We start from the raw sequence: 15,189 nt of genomic DNA, 5'->3' as shown, positions 1-15,189 counted from the left end.
CCCGAGCTGCGCCAGGCGAAGACACCCTCCTCAGGAGGACGGTGCGCAGCGCCCCAGGGAAAGGCCCTCAAACAGGCGGCGCTCGCAATCGGGGTCCGAGCATTGCTCGCATCCGGGGCGCCGCATGCGTGCGCTGGGCTTCCAGGGATTCTGGGCGGAAATCCAGCTCCAGTCGGCGTCTGCAGCGAGGGTCTTGAGAGAGTCCGCAAGCTGCTGCCATTGCGCGGCCGGCGAGCCGTACAGCACCACATAGGGCCGGTTCTGCGCATGCAGCTGCTGGCGCCAGTCCGAGAGCTGGCGTGCCAGCGCCTCGTCTGCAGCCGGATCCTTGCCCTGTTCCCGCCAGTCGCGGCCCAGAAGGTAGACCAGCGCGCCGGCCGGCCAGGCCTGGCCCGGCTGCGGCGCCAGGCATTGCCAGTCCTGCAGGGCTGCCGGCGAACCATTTTCCTGCTCGCCATGCGCCTGGCGCGCCCGCATCAGTGCATGCGCCATGGAGCGGGCCAGGGCGGGGGGCACTGACAGCAGGACGACGGGAGGAGGGCAGGCGCGCATCGGTTTCAACAAAAAAGCCAGCGTACGCTGGCTGGGTGACAGGAGCACAGGCTGCGGACTGTCAGCGCTTGGTCACCTGGACGAAGATCTCGTTGGACTTGACCATGCCCAGCTCGCTGCGGGCCTTTTCCTCCACGGTCGACAGGCCGTCCTTGAGGTCGTTGACCTCGGAGGCCAGCCGGTCGTTCTCGGCCTTTTCCAGGGCGTTGGCGGCGTATTGGTCCTTGATCTGCTGCTGCAGTTCCTTGACGTAGGCCACGCTGCCATGGCCCAGCCAGAGCTGGGCATGGATGGCGGCCAGCAGGGCCAGCAAGACAACGGAAACGACGCGATTGACCATAGGAAAGGGCACTCAGAAAGTGGCGCGGTCCAAGTGAGGGACTCCGAGCAAGGGCATGGGCAGGCCGCGCCGCCCCGCAGCGAGAGTGTCGTCCCCTTTCAAGAGGGAAGGCGCGAAGCGGCTCAGGGGGTGCTCCTTATCAGCGCAGGTTGTAGAAGGCCGCGCGGCCCGGGTACTCGGCCACGTCGCCCAGGTCTTCCTCGATGCGCAGCAGCTGGTTGTACTTGGCGATGCGGTCCGAACGGCTCATGGAGCCGGTCTTGATCTGGCCGGCGTTCAGGCCCACGGCGATGTCGGCGATGGTGCTGTCCTCGGTTTCGCCCGAACGGTGCGAGATCACGGCAGTGTAGCCGGCGCGCTTGGCCATCTCGATGGCGGCGAAGGTCTCGGTCAGCGTGCCGATCTGGTTGATCTTGATCAGGATCGAGTTGGCGATGCGCTTTTCGATGCCTTCCTTCAGGATCTTGGTGTTGGTCACGAACAGGTCGTCACCCACCAGCTGCACCTTGGAGGCCAGGCGCTCGGTCAGCACCTTCCAGCCATCCCAGTCGCCTTCGGCCATGCCGTCCTCGATGGAGATGATGGGGTACTTGTCGCACCAGCCGGCCAGCATGTCGGTCCACTGGGCGGCCGTCAGCGTCAGGTTGCCCTCGCCTTCCAGCACGTACATGCCGTCCTTGTAGAACTCGGAGGCGGCGCAGTCCAGGCCCAGGGCGATCTGCTCGCCGGGCTTGTAGCCGGCCTTCTCGATGGCTTCGATGATCAGCTGGATGGCGGCTTCGTGGTTTTCCACGGAAGGCGCGAAACCGCCTTCGTCGCCCACGGCGGTGGACATGCCCTTGTGGTGGATGATGGCCTTCAGTGCATGGAACACCTCGGCACCCCAGCGCACGGCTTCGCGGAAGCTCGGCGCGCCCACGGGGATGATCATGAATTCCTGCAGGTCCAGCGTGTTGTTCGCGTGGGCGCCGCCGTTGATCACGTTCATCATGGGCACGGGCAGCTGCACGCCGCCCATGCCGCCGAAGTAGCGGTACAGCGGCAGGCCGGCTTCCTCGGCGGCGGCGCGGGCCACGGCCATGGACACGGCCAGCATGGCGTTGGCGCCCAGGCGGCTCTTGTTGTCGGTGCCGTCCAGGTCGATCAGGGTCTTGTCCAGGAAAGCCTGCTCGGAAGCATCCAGGCCCAGCACGGCTTCGGAGATTTCGGTGTTGATGTGCTCGACGGCCTTGAGCACGCCCTTGCCCAGGTAGCGGCTCTTGTCGCCGTCGCGCAGCTCGATGGCTTCGCGCGAACCGGTCGAGGCACCCGAGGGCACGGCGGCGCGGCCCATCACGCCCGACTCCAGCAGCACGTCGCATTCGACGGTGGGGTTGCCGCGGCTGTCCAGCACTTCGCGGCCTACGATGTCAACAATGGCACTCATTGCATTTCCTTTGAGGTTTCTGAAATCGGTACGTGCAGGCTGATTTCTACCGTGAAATCTCGCCCAAGCGCTTGTGCATCAAGCGCAAGCTGCTACTAAAACTGGTGAAGCTGGTTGCCTTCCGCCGGCTGCGCGCGCCATGCACGCGAACAGTATGAAAGAGGCAGTGGCGGCTATTGTGCACAAATTTGACAGGCCGCTTTAGCCTTGACGTGAGGCTGTAATCGAGTTTCATGTTTTGCGAAACAACGGTTACAGGCAGCCGGCGCAAAAAAGGCATGACGCCACGGTTGATCGTGTCTGCCATGCCTGCCTGCATTCTTTGTCTCAGACGCCTTCCACGCAGATCATGCGCATCAGGGCCGCACCTTCGCGCGCCTGGCGCGCCTTGCGGTACTCGGGCGTGTCGTAGAAGGCCTGGGCCGCCTCGAAGCTGGGAAACTTGAGCACGACCACGCGCTGCGGCGCGAAGTCGCCTTCGAGCACGGCCATCCGGCCGCCGCGCACGCAGACTTCGGCGCCATGCGCCTGCATGGCGGCGGTGCTCCATTTGCGGTACTCGTCGTATTGCTCGGGCCGGGTGATATCCACGTGGGCGATGATGTAGCCGCTGGCCATGTTCAGACTCCGAAGCTGTTTTCGAGGAAGCCGTTCTTCTTGGTGATGCCGTCCAGCGCCACCAGGGTTTCGAGCAGCGCCTTCATGTGCCTGAGCGGCACGGCGTTGGGGCCGTCCGAGAGGGCGTTGCAGGGATCGGGGTGGGTTTCCATGAACAGGCCCGCCACGCCCACGGCCACGGCCGCGCGCGAGAGCACGGGCACCATCTCGCGCATGCCGCCGCTGCTGGTGCCGTTGCCGCCGGGCAGCTGCACGCTGTGGGTGGCGTCGAACACAACGGGGGCGCCGGTCTCGCGCATGATGGCCAGCGAGCGCATGTCGCTGACCAGGTTGTTGTAGCCGAAGCTGGCGCCGCGCTCGCAGGCCATGAAGCTGTCCTCGGGCAGGCCGGCTTCCCTGGCGGCGGCGCGGGCCTTGTCGATGACGTTCTTCATGTCGTGCGGTGCGAGGAACTGGCCCTTCTTGATGTTCACGGGCTTGCCGGACTGGGCGCAGGCGCGGATGAAGTCGGTCTGGCGGCACAGGAAGGCCGGCGTCTGCAGCACGTCCACCACGGCGGCCACATGGGGCACTTCGGCCTCGGTGTGCACGTCGGTGAGCACGGGCACGCCGATTTCCTTTTTCACCTTGGCCAGGATCTCCAGGCCTTTTTCCATGCCCGGGCCGCGAAAGCTGGTACCCGAGGAGCGGTTGGCCTTGTCGAAGCTGCTTTTGAAGATGAAGGGAATGCCTAGCGAAGAGGTGATTTCCTTGAGCTGGCCGGCCACGTCCATCTGCAGCTGCTCGGACTCGACCACGCAGGGGCCGGCAATCAGGAAAAAGCTTTGGTCAAGGCCGATGTCGAAGCCGCAGAGTTTCATGGTGGGTTCCTCGGAAACTTGGAAATGGTAGCGGCCTGCGCTTGCTGCAAGCCGCTCTCAATGTAAAAGCGCTTGACAAGTGTGACTCATCAAGCGCGATCCGCTCTCTTTTTTATGCCTTCTTGGCGGCCTGGCGATGCTGCATCGCGGCCTTCACGAAGGCATTGAACAGCGGGTGGCCGTTCCAGGGCGTGGACTTGAACTCGGGGTGGAACTGCACGCCGATGTACCAGGGGTGGACTTCCTTGGGCAGCTCGACGATTTCGGTCAGCTGCTCGCGCTGGGTCAGAGCCGAGATCACCAGGCCTGCTTCGCGCAGCTTGCCCAGGTACTGTGTATTGGCTTCGTAGCGGTGGCGGTGGCGCTCGGTCACCACGTCGCCGTAGATGCTGTGCGCCAGCGTGCCGGGCTGCACGTCCGAGGACTGGGCGCCCAGGCGCATGGTGCCGCCCAGGTCGGAGTTCTCGTCGCGGGTCTTGATCGTGCCGTCGGCGTCCTTCCACTCGGTGATCAGCGCGATCACGGGGTTGGGCGTCTTGGGGTCGAACTCGGTGGAGTTGGCCTGCTCGAGTCCGGCCACATGGCGCGCATATTCGATGGTGGCCACCTGCATGCCCAGGCAGATGCCCAGGTAGGGCACCTTGTTCTCGCGGGCGAACCGGGCCGTGGAGATCTTGCCCTCCACGCCGCGCGAACCGAAGCCGCCGGGCACCAGGATGGCGTCGTACTCCTTGAGCATCTGCTTGGCGTTGGCGTCGGTAATGGTCTCCGAGTCCACATGGGTGATCTTCACGCCAGTGTGGTTGCGCAGGCCGGCGTGCTTGAGCGCTTCGTTGACCGACTTGTAGGCGTCGGACAGCTCCACGTATTTGCCCACCATGGCGATCTTGACCTCGCCCTGCGGATGCTCGGTCTCGTAGACCAGGTCGTCCCAGCGCTTGAGGTTGGTGGGCGGCGTGTTCAGGCGCAGCTTGTCGCAGATCAGGCCGTCCAGGCCCTGCTCGTGCAGCATGCGCGGCACCTTGTAGATGGTGTCCACGTCCCACATGGAGATCACGCCCCATTCGGGCACGTTGGTGAACAGGGAGATCTTTTCCTTCTCCTCGCCGGGCACCTGGTGCTTGGCGCGGCACAGCAGCGCATCGGGCTGGATGCCGATCTCGCGCAGCTTCTGCACGGTGTGCTGGGTGGGCTTGGTCTTGAGCTCGCCGGCCGTCTCGATGAAGGGCAGGTAGGTCAGGTGCACGAAGGCCGAGTTGTTGGGGCCCAGCTTGAGCGCCAGCTGGCGCACGGCTTCGAGGAAGGGCAGGGACTCGATGTCGCCCACGGTGCCGCCGATCTCGCAGATGGCCACATCCACTTCATGCTCGGTGCCGATGCCGGCGCCGCGCTTGATGAACTCCTGGATTTCGTTGGTGACGTGGGGAATGACCTGCACGGTCTTGCCCAGGTAGTCGCCGCGGCGCTCCTTTTCCAGCACGGACTGGTAGATGCGGCCCGTGGTGAAGTTGTTGGTCTGGCGCATGCGCGTTTCGATGAAACGCTCGTAGTGGCCCAGGTCCAGGTCCGTCTCGGCACCGTCGTCGGTCACGAACACCTCACCGTGCTGGAAGGGCGACATGGTGCCCGGGTCCACGTTGATGTAGGGGTCCAGTTTGATGAGGGTGACTTTGAGGCCGCGCGATTCCAGAATCGCTGCAAGGGAGGCTGAGGCGATTCCCTTGCCCAGGGAAGACACCACACCGCCGGTGACGAAGACGAACTTGGTCATGTCTTTTTTTGGTGGTGGTAAAACAGGATTATAGGTGCGCCGCCAATTTCGGCGTGGCGCGCAGGGGTGCTAGCGGGCCGTTCAAAGCCTTTTCGCGCTGCAGCGGCGGCGGCGCGGGTCTGCTAAATTGCGCGCCATGACTGAAGTGTTCGCAGGCAAACATCTGGTGCTGGGTCTCTCCGGGGGCGTGGCTTGTTACAAATCGGCGCAGCTGTGCCGTTTGCTGGTGCAGGCCGGCGCCACCGTGCAGGTGGTGATGACCGAGGCGGCAGAGCAGTTCATGACTGCGGTCACCATGCAGGCGCTTTCAGGCCGCGCAGTCTACACCTCCCAGTGGGATGTGCGCGAACCCAACAACATGCCCCACATCAACCTGAGCCGCGAAGCCGACGCCATCCTGATCGCGCCGTGCAGCGCGGACTTCATCGCGCGCCTGGTGCAGGGCCGCTCGGACGAGCTGCTGAGCCTGCTGTGCCTGGCCCGCCCCATGGAGCGCGTACCCCTGCTGCTGGCGCCGGCCATGAACCGCGAGATGTGGGCCCACCCGGCCACGCAGCGCAATCTGTCGCGCGTGGCGCTGGACGGCGCCACCGTGCTGGGCGTGGGCAACGGCAGCCAGGCCTGCGGCGAGACCGGCGACGGCCGCATGCTGGAGCCCGAGGAGATCATGGAGGAACTGGCAGCCTTCTTCACGCCCAAGCGCCTGCAGGGCCAGCATGTGCTGGTGACGGCCGGCCCGACCTTCGAGGCCATCGATCCGGTGCGCGGCATCACCAACCATTCCAGCGGCAAGATGGGCTTTGCGATTGCGCGCGCGGCGCGCGAGGCGGGGGCCGAGGTCACGCTGGTGGCCGGCCCCGTGCACCTGGCCACGCCGCGCGGCGTGGCGCGCGTCAATGTGCAGTCCGCCCGGCAGATGCTGGAGGCGGTGCAGGCGCGCGTCGGCGATGCCTCGGTGTTCGTCGCCACGGCGGCCGTCGCCGACTGGCGCCCGGCGGAATTCTCGGACCAGAAGATCAAGAAGGACGGATCGGGCGACGTGCCGGCCCTGGCCTTTGTCGAGAACCCCGACATCCTGGCCACGGTCGCCCAGTCCGAACGCGCGCGCAGCGGCCAGCTGTACTGCGTGGGCTTCGCGGCCGAGAGCCATGACCTGCTGCAGCACGCCAGCGCCAAGCGCAAGCGCAAGGGCGTGCCGCTGCTGGTGGGCAATATCGGGCCGGCCACCTTCGGCAAGGACGACAACGCCCTGCTGCTGATCGACGAGCACGGCAGCAAGGAGCTGCCCCATGCGTCCAAGGCCGTGCTGGCGCGCCAGCTGGTCGAGGACATTGCGCAGCGCCTCGCCGCCCGGGGGGCAGCGCGCAAGGAGGAGCGCCCGTGAACCCCTACGAAGGCCCGCGCAATGGCGACTATGTGGCCTATGTCGACAAGCTGCTGCGCGCCAGTCCCGAGTTCCGCCGCACGAGCCACAGCATTGCCAGTGCCGTGATGCAGGCCTCGGCCACGCCGGGCAGCCAGTCGGAATCCCCGCTGGCCCAGATGCGAGAGAAGCTGCAGCAGGCCCGCGAGGCCGCCCAGCCATTGCAGCCGGCTCAGCCGGATCAGGCCCGTCGCCTGGGCGCTGCAGGAGCCGTCGCCAGCGCGGCGCGCGCCCGGCCCGCCGCGCAGGGCGCGGACCGCAACTCCGCCGCCCGCCTGTCCAAAGCCGAGGCCAGGCGCCGCTTTCAGGAAATCGAGCGTGAGATCGACAGCCGCAAGGCGCAGGCCGCCCCCCGGCGGCGTCCCTGGGTTTCGCCGTTCGTGCTGTTCATGGTCGTGGCGGGCGCGATGCTGACGCGGGTCTCGCCGGCCCTGGGCACCGCGGTGTCGCTGATGGCCTGGTTCTCGCTGCTGGGCAATCTGATCGCCAAGCTCCGGGGCAGATAAGCGATTCGGCTCCCGGCGGCAGGCACAATGGCGCCCTTTGCCTTTCCGCCCGCCCTGCGGGCCGTGGCGGGAAAGGCGTTTGCAGATCCGAGAGCGCGCCGCAGCGGCGGCGCGCCAGCAAAGGTTGTTATGAAAGTAGATGTCAAGATTCTGGATGCGCGCCTGCGCGAGAACATGCCCGCCTATGCCACGCCCGGCAGCGCCGGCCTGGACCTGCGCGCCTGCATCGACGCGCCCGTGGTGCTGGAGCCCGGCCAGTGGCAGCTGATCCCCACCGGCATGGCCATGCATCTGCAGGACCCCGGCTATGCCGCCATGATCCTGCCGCGCTCGGGCCTGGGCCACAAGCACGGCATCGTGCTGGGCAACCTGGTCGGGCTGATCGATTCGGACTACCAGGGCCAGCTCATGGTCAGCGCCTGGAACCGCTCGCAGACCGCTTTCACGCTGCAGCCCATGGACCGCCTGGCCCAGCTGGTCATCGTGCCCGTGGTGCAGGCCCGCTTCAATCTGGTCGAGGAATTCGCCGATGCCAGCGAGCGCGGCGAGGGTGGCTACGGCTCGACCGGCAAGCAGTAGGGGCCAGAGCCGCTGACCAAGGAAAGCGTCGGGCAGCCCATGCCGGGTTGCTATGCTTCAAGGAGCTTGCAGCGCCTGATGGACATAAGAAACAACCAAGTTTCTGCATGAATCCAAGGTGCAGAAAGCGCAAGCAGCTATGCTTTTGTTGAGTCCTGCCCTTGGATAGACGGCCTGGCTGGCGTATCCGCATGCGGAATGGCGGGCAGCTCCAGCCGCATGCGCAGGCCGCCCAGCGGGGCGGTGCGGGCTTCGATGCGGCCGCCATACGACTGCACCAGATCGCGCACGATATCCAGGCCCAGGCCCGTGCCCGGGCGCTTTTCGTCCAGGCGCCGGCCGCGCTCGAAAATGCGCTCGCGCGCCTGCTGCTCTATGCCCGGGCCGTCGTCGTCCACGCACAGCACCACGCACTGGTCCTGGCCCTGCACCTGCAGCCGCACCGTGGAGCGCGCCCATTTGCCCGCGTTGTCGAGCAGATTGCCCAGCATCTCCATCAGATCCTGCACATCGCCGCGAAAGTCCCAGTCCTCGGGCCTCCCCTCGATCTCGAAGCGGATGCCGCGGCCCGCATGCAGCCGCGCCATGGTGCGCACCAGCGACTGCAGCGGCGGCTGCAGCGGCGTGCGCAGGCCGGCGGCCTGGGTGGCTGCGGCGCGCGCGCGCGCCAGATGGTGCTCCACCTGGCGGCTGGCGCTGGCCACCTGCTCGCGCACCAGCTCGGCCAGCGCAGAGTCCTGCTGCGCGGCGGCATTGGCCAGAATGGTCAGCGGCGTGTTGACCGCGTGGGCCAGGTTGCCGGCCTGGGTGCGCGCGCGCTGCACCATCTCGGCATTGGTCTGCAGCACATGGTTGAACTCCTGCACCAGCGGCATCAGCTCGCTCGGGTGCCGGCCCTGCAGCTCGGCGGCGTCGCCCTGGCGTATCGCCGCCAGCTGCCGGCGGATGGCCGCCAGCGGCGCCAGCGCCAGCTGCAGCTGGATGGCCACGGCCGCGATCAGCCCCAGCGCCAGCGTGCCCAGGGCCATGGCCAGCATGCGCGTGAAGCGCTGCAGCGGCTCGGCCAGCAGGCTGCCGTCGGCCGCGACCATGAGGCGCAGCGGCGGCGCGCCGGCCTCGGGCAGCTGCAGCTCGCGGGACACCACTTCCAGCCACCGGTCCGCCTTGCCGGGCTGGCCTTGCGCCATGGGCAGGCGCCCGTGGACGAGCGCTGCCGCGCCGCCTTGCGGCGCGAAGCGCGACCAGTCCAGCGTCTGGTCCCACAGCGAACGCGAGCGCTGCACGCCCGCATGCGCGGTGCCGCGGCCCGCGGCATCGAGCTGGTCGATCTGCCAGTACAGGCCCGACAACGGCTGCTGCAGGCGCTGGTCGCTGGGCGCGGGTTGGACGCCGATGCGCCCGTCGCCCTGCAGGTTGACGCCGGCGCTGAGCCGGTCCAGCTGCAGCACGAGCTGGCTGCGCAGCTGCTGGGCGATGTGCTCGGCAAACAGCGCGCGCAGGCCCCAGCCGGCCACGGCAATGGCCATCAGCACCCAGACCAGCGTGCCCACGAACAGGCGCAGGCGCAGCGAGCCGCGCCAGCCCGCCAGGCGCCAGGGCGCGAAGCCGGGGGCGCCGCTCATGCGCTCAGCGGCGTGCCGGCGGCCCAGGCTTGGCCGGCCCCGGCGGTGTCCACGAGCCGGTAGCCCAGGCCGCGCACGGTTGCGATGCTGCCGGGGGGCAGCTTCTTGCGCAGGCGGCCTACAAAGACTTCGATGGTGTTGGAGTCGCGGTCGCTGTCCTGCGGGTAGATGTGCTCGGACAGCTCGGTGCGCGAGACCACGGCGCCGGCGCGCTGCATGAGCAGGGCCAGCACCTTGAATTCATGGCTGGTGAGCGTGAGCGCCCGGCCGTCCACGGTGACGCGGGCCTGGCGCGAATCGAGCACGATGGGGCCGCACTGCCAGTGTGCGCTGGCATGCGGGCTCAGGCGCCGCAGCAGCGCGCGCAGCCGCGCCAGCAGTTCCTCCATGTGGAAGGGCTTGGCCAGATAGTCGTCGGCCCCGGCGTCCATGCCGGCCACTTTCTCGTGCCAGGCCGCGCGGGCCGTGAGGATGAGTACCGGCATGGGCCGGCCCTGCTCGCGCCAGGCGCGCAGCACGGTCAGCCCGTCGCGCACGGGCAGGCCCAGGTCCAGCACGGCGGCGTCGAAGTCCTCGACTTCGCCCAGGTACTGGGCCGTGGCGCCGTCCGCGGCGGTTTCCACCGTGTGCCCTGCCTGCTGCAGCGCCTGCAGCAGCTGCCCGCGCAGCGTGGGTTCGTCCTCGACCAACAGGATTCGCATGCTTTCCTCTCTTCGCGGCTCAGTTCTTGCGCTTCATGCTGATCAGGCTGCCGTCGCGTGCATCGAGCTTGAGCTTGACCAGTTTGCCGTCGTTCTGCAGCAGGCGGATGTCGTAGACGAACAGGCCGTCGTCGCGCTCGAATTCCACCTTGATCACCTGGCCCCGGTATTGCTCCTCCACGCGGTCCATCACCGTGCGCAAAGGCAGTATCTTGCCTTGCTGCAGGGCCTGGCGGGCCAGTTCGTGGTCGTCGCTGCCGGCCTGGGCCGTTTGCAGCCAGGCGGACGGCAGCAGGGCGCAGGCCAGAGCGGCGGCCTGCACGAGCCGGCGGACACGGCAGGTGGGTGGGGCAAGGCGGGAAGGCGGGCAGGCAGTCATGGTTCAGGCTTATAGCGGAGCCAGGATGAACGCAGGCTGAACAGGCGCTTCAGGCGGCGTTCAGGCAGGTTTTCGAACAATGGCACCCATGCAGCCCGGCTTCCCGGCCTTTTTGGCATTGCGGCATTGGGGCTGTCTTTCACCCGCAACACGTCCCTGAAGGAGACCTATGGATTTCCAGACCTGCACCGCGCGCATCGATACCCATTGCGGCACCCTGGCGCAGCAGCTGCGCCGCGCGGTGCTGGCCACCGGCGCGGCGCTGATGCTCTTGGCTTCGGCCGCGGTCCAGGCCGAGGCGGCGCCTTCCCCGGCACAGAGCGGCGCAACCGGCGCACCGGCAGGGGCCGCAGCCAGCACGCTACCGGCCAGCGAGATCCGCGACCGCCTGGTGCATATCGGATACCGCGATCTGCAGGAGATCCGCTGGGCCGACGGCCTGTACAAGCTCAAGGCCACGAGCGCCGACGGCCGGGCGGTCAAGCTCTATGTGGACGCCCGCAGCGGCACGCTGGTGGATGTGCACACGCGCCGCTGAGTGCCGCTTGTGCAGGCAGGTGTTGCAGCGCGCCTTTTTGGTGAGCAAATGTGAGCGCTGTCGTCGCCTACGGCAGAGGCCGCGTTGATAGAGCATCATCGGGACAGGATCGCGGCCGGGTGCCGTAGAAGCCGGGAACAGCGGATTCCCGCGCATCTGCACCGGCGCAGCTGCCAGGGGCCTGTCCGCTACTTTCGACCACAGGAGATTTCTCGATGCAAGCCATTCAACGCTGGAGCCGTCTTGCCGCTGCAGGTGCCGTGGTGGCCATGCTCTCGGCATGTGTTGCCTATCCCCAGGGCCGCTATCCCGCCCAGGGCTACCAGACCAACACCTACCAGACAGGCAGCTATCAGACCGGCGGCTACCAGGCCAGCACCTACCCCGCCTATCCCGCGAACAACGGCGGCTACGGCTACCAGAACGGCAACTATGCCCAGCAGGGCCGCGTGCTCAACATCGAGACCGTGCGCGTGCAGGACTCCAGCGGCGTGGGTGCCGGCGGCGCCATTGCCGGCGGCGTGATCGGCGGCGTCCTGGGCAACCAGGTGGGCAAGGGCTCGGGCCGCACGCTGGCCACGATTGCCGGCGTGGTCGGCGGCGCACTGGCGGGCAATGCCGTGCAAAACGGCATGGGCGGCGGCAGCGTGCGCGACATCTACCGCGTGACCGTGCAGCTCAACGACGGCAGCGTGCGCGCCTTCGACTACCAGCAGCCGCCCCAGCTCAACATCGGCGAATACGTGCGCGTGGACGGCAACCAGATCTACCGCTGATCCACAGGGCCGGCGCGGCGCAGCAAAAAGGGACTCCGGCGGAGTCCCTTTTTCATGGGCGCGGTCCGTCCGCTCAGTGCAGCGTGTCGTTGCCCGGCGCCATGGGGGCGATGCGGAAAAAGCCCGTGCCCACGGTGCCGCGGCCGATCTCTTCCTCGGTGGCTTCGCGCACGCCTTCGATCTTCAGGTGCAGGCGCAGGGCGATGCCGGCCAGCGGGTGGTTGCCGTCCAGCACCACATGCTCGGGGTAGATCTCGCTCACGGTATAGAGCAGGTCCGCCGGCACCTGGCTGCAGCCCTTGGGCAGGGCGCTGGCCTCGAAGGTCATGCCTTCCTCGATTTCCTTGGGGAAAAGTGCCAGCGGCTCGAGGAAGATCAGGTTCTCGTCGTAGTCGCCGAAAGCCTCTTCGGGCTCCAGGTGCAGGTCCAGCGTCTGGCCCGCGGTATGGCCCTGCAGCGCATCCTCCACGCGCTTGAGCAGGTCATCCCCGCCGACCAGGAATTCGACCGGTTCGTCGAGCACGTCCAGCTCTTCGCCCAGTGTGTCTTTCAGCGTCCAGGTCAGTGCGACCACGCATTGTTCGGTAACTTCCATGGTTGTTGCTTGTGCATTGGCGCCCGGGGCGCGATGGCCGCCATTGTCCCATGTGGACCAAAGCCTTGCAGCGCCCCGCAGCAGCCTGCGCTGCGGGCGGGGCGCAGGCGCTGTTACACCGTGCAACCAGCATGCGGGAAGCCTTCACAAATGGGCTCTTGCTGCCGCGCATACTGACCCTATCTGCTCGGCAGAAAGGACAAGGACCATGACCTCTCAAGAACAGCAACTGCTGCACGATTTGTTCCAGCGCCTGGCACAGGCCCAGGGCACTCCCAAGGACCCGCAGGCCGAGGCGGAAATCCGCCAGGGTCTGGCGGCGGTGCCCGACGCAGCCTACTGGCTGGCCCAGCGCACCTTGCTGCTGGAGCAGGGACTGCAGCAGGCGCAGCAGCAGATTGCCCAGCTGCAGCAGCAGGCGGCCCAGGCCGGCGCTGGCACGCAGCAAGGCGCCGGCAGCTTTCTTTCGGGGGGGCTGGGCACGCAGTTCGGCCGCACGCCTGAGCGAGGCTATGAGCAGGAATCCGAATATGCGGGCTACCGCGGCGCCCCGCCCCAGCAGCCTTCGGGCTGGCGCGAGCGCTGGTTTGGCGCCGCGCCCAGGCCTGCGGCTGCGCCCGCGCCGACCTATGCGCCGGCCCCGGCCGCCTCGGCAGGCAGCAGTTTTCTGAGCAGCGCCGCCGCGTCGGCTGCCGGCGTGGCCGGCGGCATGTTCCTGTTCAACGGGCTGGAAAGCCTGCTGGGCGGCCACCGCGGAGCGGGCAGCGGGCTCTTCGGCGGCGGCAGCGCGGGCCAGCCGGCCGTGCAGGAGAACATCACGCAGAACTTCTATGGCGACAGCGGCGGTTCCGACCAGCTGGCGCGCGATGCCGGCATCGACAGCATCTTCGACACCGCCAGCAGCAACAGCCTGGACGGCGGCGATTATTTCGACGACGACAGCTTTGCCTGAGCAAGGCGGCCCCGGGGGCCGTGCCTGATCGAAAAAGCCGCCTGAAAAGGCGGCTTTTTCATGGCGCGCGGCGTCAGAACGGGTAATGGCGCGGTTCGGTCTGCAGGGTGATCCAGCGCGTGTCGGTGAAGGCGTCGATGCCGGCCTGGCCGCCGAAGTGGCCGTAGCCCGAGTTCTTCACGCCGCCGAACGGCATCTGCGCCTCGTCGTGCACCGTGGGGCCGTTGACATGGCAGATGCCGGCCTCGATGCGCGCGGCCACGCGCCAGCCGCGGGCCGTGTCGCGCGTATAGACGGCCGAGGACAGTCCGAACTCGTTGTCGTTGGCCATGGCAATGGCCTGGTCTTCGCCGCGCACGCGCACGATGGCCTTCACGGGCGCAAAGGTTTCCTCGCGGAAGATGTGCATCCCGGGCGTCACGCCGTCGATCAGCGTGGCGGGCATCAGCGTGTTGCTTGCCTTGCCGCCGCAGAGGATCCGGGCTCCCTGGCTCACAGCATCGTCGATGAGCGCGTTGACGCGGGTGACGGTGTTCATGTCCACTACCGAACCCAATACCACCGGGCCCTGGCGAGGATCCCCCAGGGGCAGGGTTTGGGCGCGGGCCACCAGCTTGGCGATGAATTCCTCGGCCACGGCCTCGTCCACGATGATGCGCTCGGTGGACATGCAGATCTGGCCCGAGTTGGCGAAGGCGCCGAAGGTGCAGCCGGCCACGGCGGCGTCGATGTCGGCGTCGTCCAGCACCAGGAACGGCGCCTTGCCGCCCAGCTCCAGGATGGCCGGCTTGAGGTATTTGGCGCAAGTCTGACCGATGATGCGGCCCACGCGCGTGGAGCCCGTGAAGTTCACGCGGCGCACGGCAGGGTGGGCCACCATGGCCTCGACCACGGCGCCCGCATCCTCGGGCGCATTGGTCACGAAGTTCACCACGCCCGGCGGCAGGCCGCCTTCCTGCAGGGCCTCGATGATGAGGCCGTGGGTGGCGGGGCACAGCTCCGAGCCCTTGAGGATCACGGTGTTGCCGCAGGCCAGCGGCGTGGCGATGGCGCGCGTGGCCAGGATGACCGGGGCGTTCCAGGGCGCGATGCCCAGCACCACGCCGGCGGGCTGGCGCACGGCCATGGCCACGCTGCCGGGCACGTCCGAGGGAATGATCTGGCCGCTGATCTGTGTGGTCAGCGAAGCCGCTTCGAGGAACATGTTGGCGGCCAGGTGCACGTTGAAGCCGGCCCAGATGCCCGAGGCGCCGGTCTCGGCGGCCATGGCGGCGGCAAAGGCCTCGGCCTTGGCCTCCAGCGCCTGTGCCGCCTTCATCAGCATCTGGCGGCGCTCCGTGGGCCCCAGCCTGGACCAGGCGGGAAACGCGGCCGCGGCCGCGTTGCAGGCGCGGACGGCGTCCTCGGTGGTGGCGGCAGGCGCGCGCGTGGCCACCGAGCCGTCGAGCGGGTTCTGGCGCTCGAAAGTGGCGCCGTTGCCGGCTTCGCATGCCGCTCCGGCAATCAGCATTTTCTGTTCAATCATTGCCATATCTCCTTGGGAAGGTTCAG

At 67.6% G+C, this 15,189-nt stretch carries 18 protein-coding genes; 6 read left to right on the top strand and 12 right to left on the bottom strand.

The features are described from left to right. Positions 1-30 precede the first annotated feature (30 nt). The 7 genes from Cte04_RS03740 to pyrG form a co-directional block, all read right to left on the bottom strand. Positions 31-492 carry a hypothetical protein gene (locus tag Cte04_RS03740; protein ID WP_066473885.1) on the bottom strand — a complete coding sequence of 154 codons (462 nt, stop codon included), beginning with the start codon at positions 490-492 and terminating at the stop codon, positions 31-33. Between the two features lie 121 nt (positions 493-613). Next, complete coding sequence (gene ftsB / locus Cte04_RS03735; protein WP_066472263.1) at positions 614-892, bottom strand: cell division protein FtsB; 279 nt, start codon at positions 890-892, stop codon at positions 614-616. A 139-nt stretch (positions 893-1,031) separates the two neighbouring features. Further along, the gene (gene eno / locus Cte04_RS03730) at positions 1,032-2,318 is read right to left on the bottom strand and encodes a phosphopyruvate hydratase (RefSeq protein ID WP_066472259.1); all 1,287 of its coding nucleotides are present in this window, start codon (positions 2,316-2,318) and stop codon (positions 1,032-1,034) included. A gap of 46 nt (positions 2,319-2,364) precedes the next feature. Further along, the gene (locus Cte04_RS03725) at positions 2,365-2,625 is read right to left on the bottom strand and encodes a hypothetical protein (RefSeq protein ID WP_157081826.1); all 261 of its coding nucleotides are present in this window, start codon (positions 2,623-2,625) and stop codon (positions 2,365-2,367) included. A 20-nt stretch (positions 2,626-2,645) separates the two neighbouring features. Then, positions 2,646-2,936: a DUF1330 domain-containing protein gene (locus Cte04_RS03720; protein WP_066472255.1), complete on the bottom strand. Its 291-nt coding sequence runs from the start codon at positions 2,934-2,936 to the stop codon at positions 2,646-2,648. Between the two features lie 2 nt (positions 2,937-2,938). Continuing rightward, complete coding sequence (gene kdsA, locus Cte04_RS03715) at positions 2,939-3,796, bottom strand: 3-deoxy-8-phosphooctulonate synthase (RefSeq protein ID WP_066472252.1); 858 nt, start codon at positions 3,794-3,796, stop codon at positions 2,939-2,941. 112 nt (positions 3,797-3,908) lie between these two features. Next, positions 3,909-5,567, bottom strand: coding sequence for a CTP synthase (pyrG, locus tag Cte04_RS03710; RefSeq protein ID WP_066472250.1), 1,659 nt, complete (start codon positions 5,565-5,567; stop codon positions 3,909-3,911). A 136-nt stretch (positions 5,568-5,703) separates the two neighbouring features. Here pyrG and coaBC point away from each other — a divergent pair, with 136 nt between their 5' ends. The 3 genes from coaBC to dut all read left to right on the top strand — a co-directional run bounded on the left by coaBC (position 5,704) and on the right by dut (position 8,075). Continuing rightward, a complete protein-coding gene (coaBC, locus tag Cte04_RS03705; protein ID WP_066473883.1) occupies positions 5,704-6,951 on the top strand; it encodes a bifunctional phosphopantothenoylcysteine decarboxylase/phosphopantothenate--cysteine ligase CoaBC in 1,248 nt (415 codons plus the stop codon). Further along, positions 6,948-7,496 (top strand): hypothetical protein, encoded by a 549-nt coding sequence (locus tag Cte04_RS03700; RefSeq protein WP_066472248.1) that lies wholly within the window; start codon positions 6,948-6,950, stop codon positions 7,494-7,496. Before coaBC ends, Cte04_RS03700 begins: the two co-directional genes overlap by 4 nt. Before the next feature lie 129 nt (positions 7,497-7,625). Then, complete coding sequence (dut, locus tag Cte04_RS03695) at positions 7,626-8,075, top strand: dUTP diphosphatase (protein ID WP_066472245.1); 450 nt, start codon at positions 7,626-7,628, stop codon at positions 8,073-8,075. Positions 8,076-8,212: 137 nt separating this feature from the next. On the opposite strand, the gene Cte04_RS03690 is transcribed toward dut, so the two are convergent. The 3 genes from Cte04_RS03690 to Cte04_RS03680 are packed head-to-tail and all read right to left on the bottom strand — an operon-like array spanning position 8,213 to position 10,777. Further along, the gene (locus Cte04_RS03690) at positions 8,213-9,697 is read right to left on the bottom strand and encodes a sensor histidine kinase (protein WP_066472243.1); all 1,485 of its coding nucleotides are present in this window, start codon (positions 9,695-9,697) and stop codon (positions 8,213-8,215) included. After that, positions 9,694-10,398 carry a response regulator transcription factor gene (locus tag Cte04_RS03685; RefSeq protein WP_066472235.1) on the bottom strand — a complete coding sequence of 235 codons (705 nt, stop codon included), beginning with the start codon at positions 10,396-10,398 and terminating at the stop codon, positions 9,694-9,696. Before Cte04_RS03685 ends, Cte04_RS03690 begins: the two co-directional genes overlap by 4 nt. A 19-nt stretch (positions 10,399-10,417) precedes the next feature. After that, positions 10,418-10,777, bottom strand: a complete 360-nt coding sequence (locus tag Cte04_RS03680; RefSeq protein ID WP_066472220.1) for a PepSY domain-containing protein — start codon at positions 10,775-10,777, stop codon at positions 10,418-10,420. A 169-nt stretch (positions 10,778-10,946) separates the two neighbouring features. On the opposite strand from Cte04_RS03680, the gene Cte04_RS03675 reads away from it, so the two are divergent. Both Cte04_RS03675 and Cte04_RS03670 read left to right on the top strand, forming a co-directional pair. Then, positions 10,947-11,315 (top strand): PepSY domain-containing protein, encoded by a 369-nt coding sequence (locus Cte04_RS03675; RefSeq protein ID WP_066472218.1) that lies wholly within the window; start codon positions 10,947-10,949, stop codon positions 11,313-11,315. 215 nt (positions 11,316-11,530) lie between these two features. After that, complete coding sequence (locus tag Cte04_RS03670; protein WP_066472216.1) at positions 11,531-12,091, top strand: outer membrane lipoprotein; 561 nt, start codon at positions 11,531-11,533, stop codon at positions 12,089-12,091. A 73-nt stretch (positions 12,092-12,164) separates the two neighbouring features. Here the strand turns inward: Cte04_RS03670 and Cte04_RS03665 are convergent, their stop codons facing one another. After that, the gene (locus Cte04_RS03665) at positions 12,165-12,686 is read right to left on the bottom strand and encodes an FKBP-type peptidyl-prolyl cis-trans isomerase (RefSeq protein WP_066472214.1); all 522 of its coding nucleotides are present in this window, start codon (positions 12,684-12,686) and stop codon (positions 12,165-12,167) included. A gap of 208 nt (positions 12,687-12,894) precedes the next feature. On the opposite strand from Cte04_RS03665, the gene Cte04_RS03660 reads away from it, so the two are divergent. Next, positions 12,895-13,638, top strand: coding sequence for a DUF2076 family protein (locus Cte04_RS03660; protein WP_066472211.1), 744 nt, complete (start codon positions 12,895-12,897; stop codon positions 13,636-13,638). 73 nt (positions 13,639-13,711) lie between these two features. Here the strand turns inward: Cte04_RS03660 and Cte04_RS03655 are convergent, their stop codons facing one another. Continuing rightward, the gene (locus Cte04_RS03655; RefSeq protein WP_066472208.1) at positions 13,712-15,163 is read right to left on the bottom strand and encodes an aldehyde dehydrogenase; all 1,452 of its coding nucleotides are present in this window, start codon (positions 15,161-15,163) and stop codon (positions 13,712-13,714) included. Positions 15,164-15,189: the final 26 nt, after the last annotated feature.

Source organism: Comamonas terrae, from assembly GCF_001544075.1.
GTDB classification, from domain to species: Bacteria; Pseudomonadota; Gammaproteobacteria; order Burkholderiales; family Burkholderiaceae_C; genus Comamonas; species Comamonas terrae.
This window is presented reverse-complemented; position numbering and strand designations above follow the sequence as displayed.

Excerpts from the sequence above, each read along its gene's own strand:
- Cte04_RS03720 (WP_066472255.1), bottom strand. The coding sequence starts at position 2,936 with ATGGCCAGCGGCTACATCATCGCCCACGTGGATATCACCCGGCCCGAG.
- Cte04_RS03670 (WP_066472216.1), top strand. The coding sequence starts at position 11,531 with ATGCAAGCCATTCAACGCTGGAGCCGTCTTGCCGCTGCAGGTGCCGTG.
- ftsB (WP_066472263.1), bottom strand. The coding sequence starts at position 892 with ATGGTCAATCGCGTCGTTTCCGTTGTCTTGCTGGCCCTGCTGGCCGCC.
- Cte04_RS03740 (WP_066473885.1), bottom strand. The coding sequence starts at position 492 with ATGGCGCATGCACTGATGCGGGCGCGCCAGGCGCATGGCGAGCAGGAA.
- Cte04_RS03685 (WP_066472235.1), bottom strand. The coding sequence starts at position 10,398 with ATGCGAATCCTGTTGGTCGAGGACGAACCCACGCTGCGCGGGCAGCTG.
- coaBC (WP_066473883.1), top strand. The coding sequence starts at position 5,704 with ATGACTGAAGTGTTCGCAGGCAAACATCTGGTGCTGGGTCTCTCCGGG.
- Cte04_RS03660 (WP_066472211.1), top strand. The coding sequence starts at position 12,895 with ATGACCTCTCAAGAACAGCAACTGCTGCACGATTTGTTCCAGCGCCTG.
- eno (WP_066472259.1), bottom strand. The coding sequence starts at position 2,318 with ATGAGTGCCATTGTTGACATCGTAGGCCGCGAAGTGCTGGACAGCCGC.
- dut (WP_066472245.1), top strand. The coding sequence starts at position 7,626 with ATGAAAGTAGATGTCAAGATTCTGGATGCGCGCCTGCGCGAGAACATG.
- Cte04_RS03690 (WP_066472243.1), bottom strand. The coding sequence starts at position 9,697 with ATGAGCGGCGCCCCCGGCTTCGCGCCCTGGCGCCTGGCGGGCTGGCGC.
- Cte04_RS03680 (WP_066472220.1), bottom strand. The coding sequence starts at position 10,777 with ATGACTGCCTGCCCGCCTTCCCGCCTTGCCCCACCCACCTGCCGTGTC.
- Cte04_RS03675 (WP_066472218.1), top strand. The coding sequence starts at position 10,947 with ATGGATTTCCAGACCTGCACCGCGCGCATCGATACCCATTGCGGCACC.
- Cte04_RS03665 (WP_066472214.1), bottom strand. The coding sequence starts at position 12,686 with ATGGAAGTTACCGAACAATGCGTGGTCGCACTGACCTGGACGCTGAAA.
- kdsA (WP_066472252.1), bottom strand. The coding sequence starts at position 3,796 with ATGAAACTCTGCGGCTTCGACATCGGCCTTGACCAAAGCTTTTTCCTG.
- pyrG (WP_066472250.1), bottom strand. The coding sequence starts at position 5,567 with ATGACCAAGTTCGTCTTCGTCACCGGCGGTGTGGTGTCTTCCCTGGGC.
- Cte04_RS03725 (WP_157081826.1), bottom strand. The coding sequence starts at position 2,625 with ATGGCAGACACGATCAACCGTGGCGTCATGCCTTTTTTGCGCCGGCTG.
- Cte04_RS03655 (WP_066472208.1), bottom strand. The coding sequence starts at position 15,163 with ATGATTGAACAGAAAATGCTGATTGCCGGAGCGGCATGCGAAGCCGGC.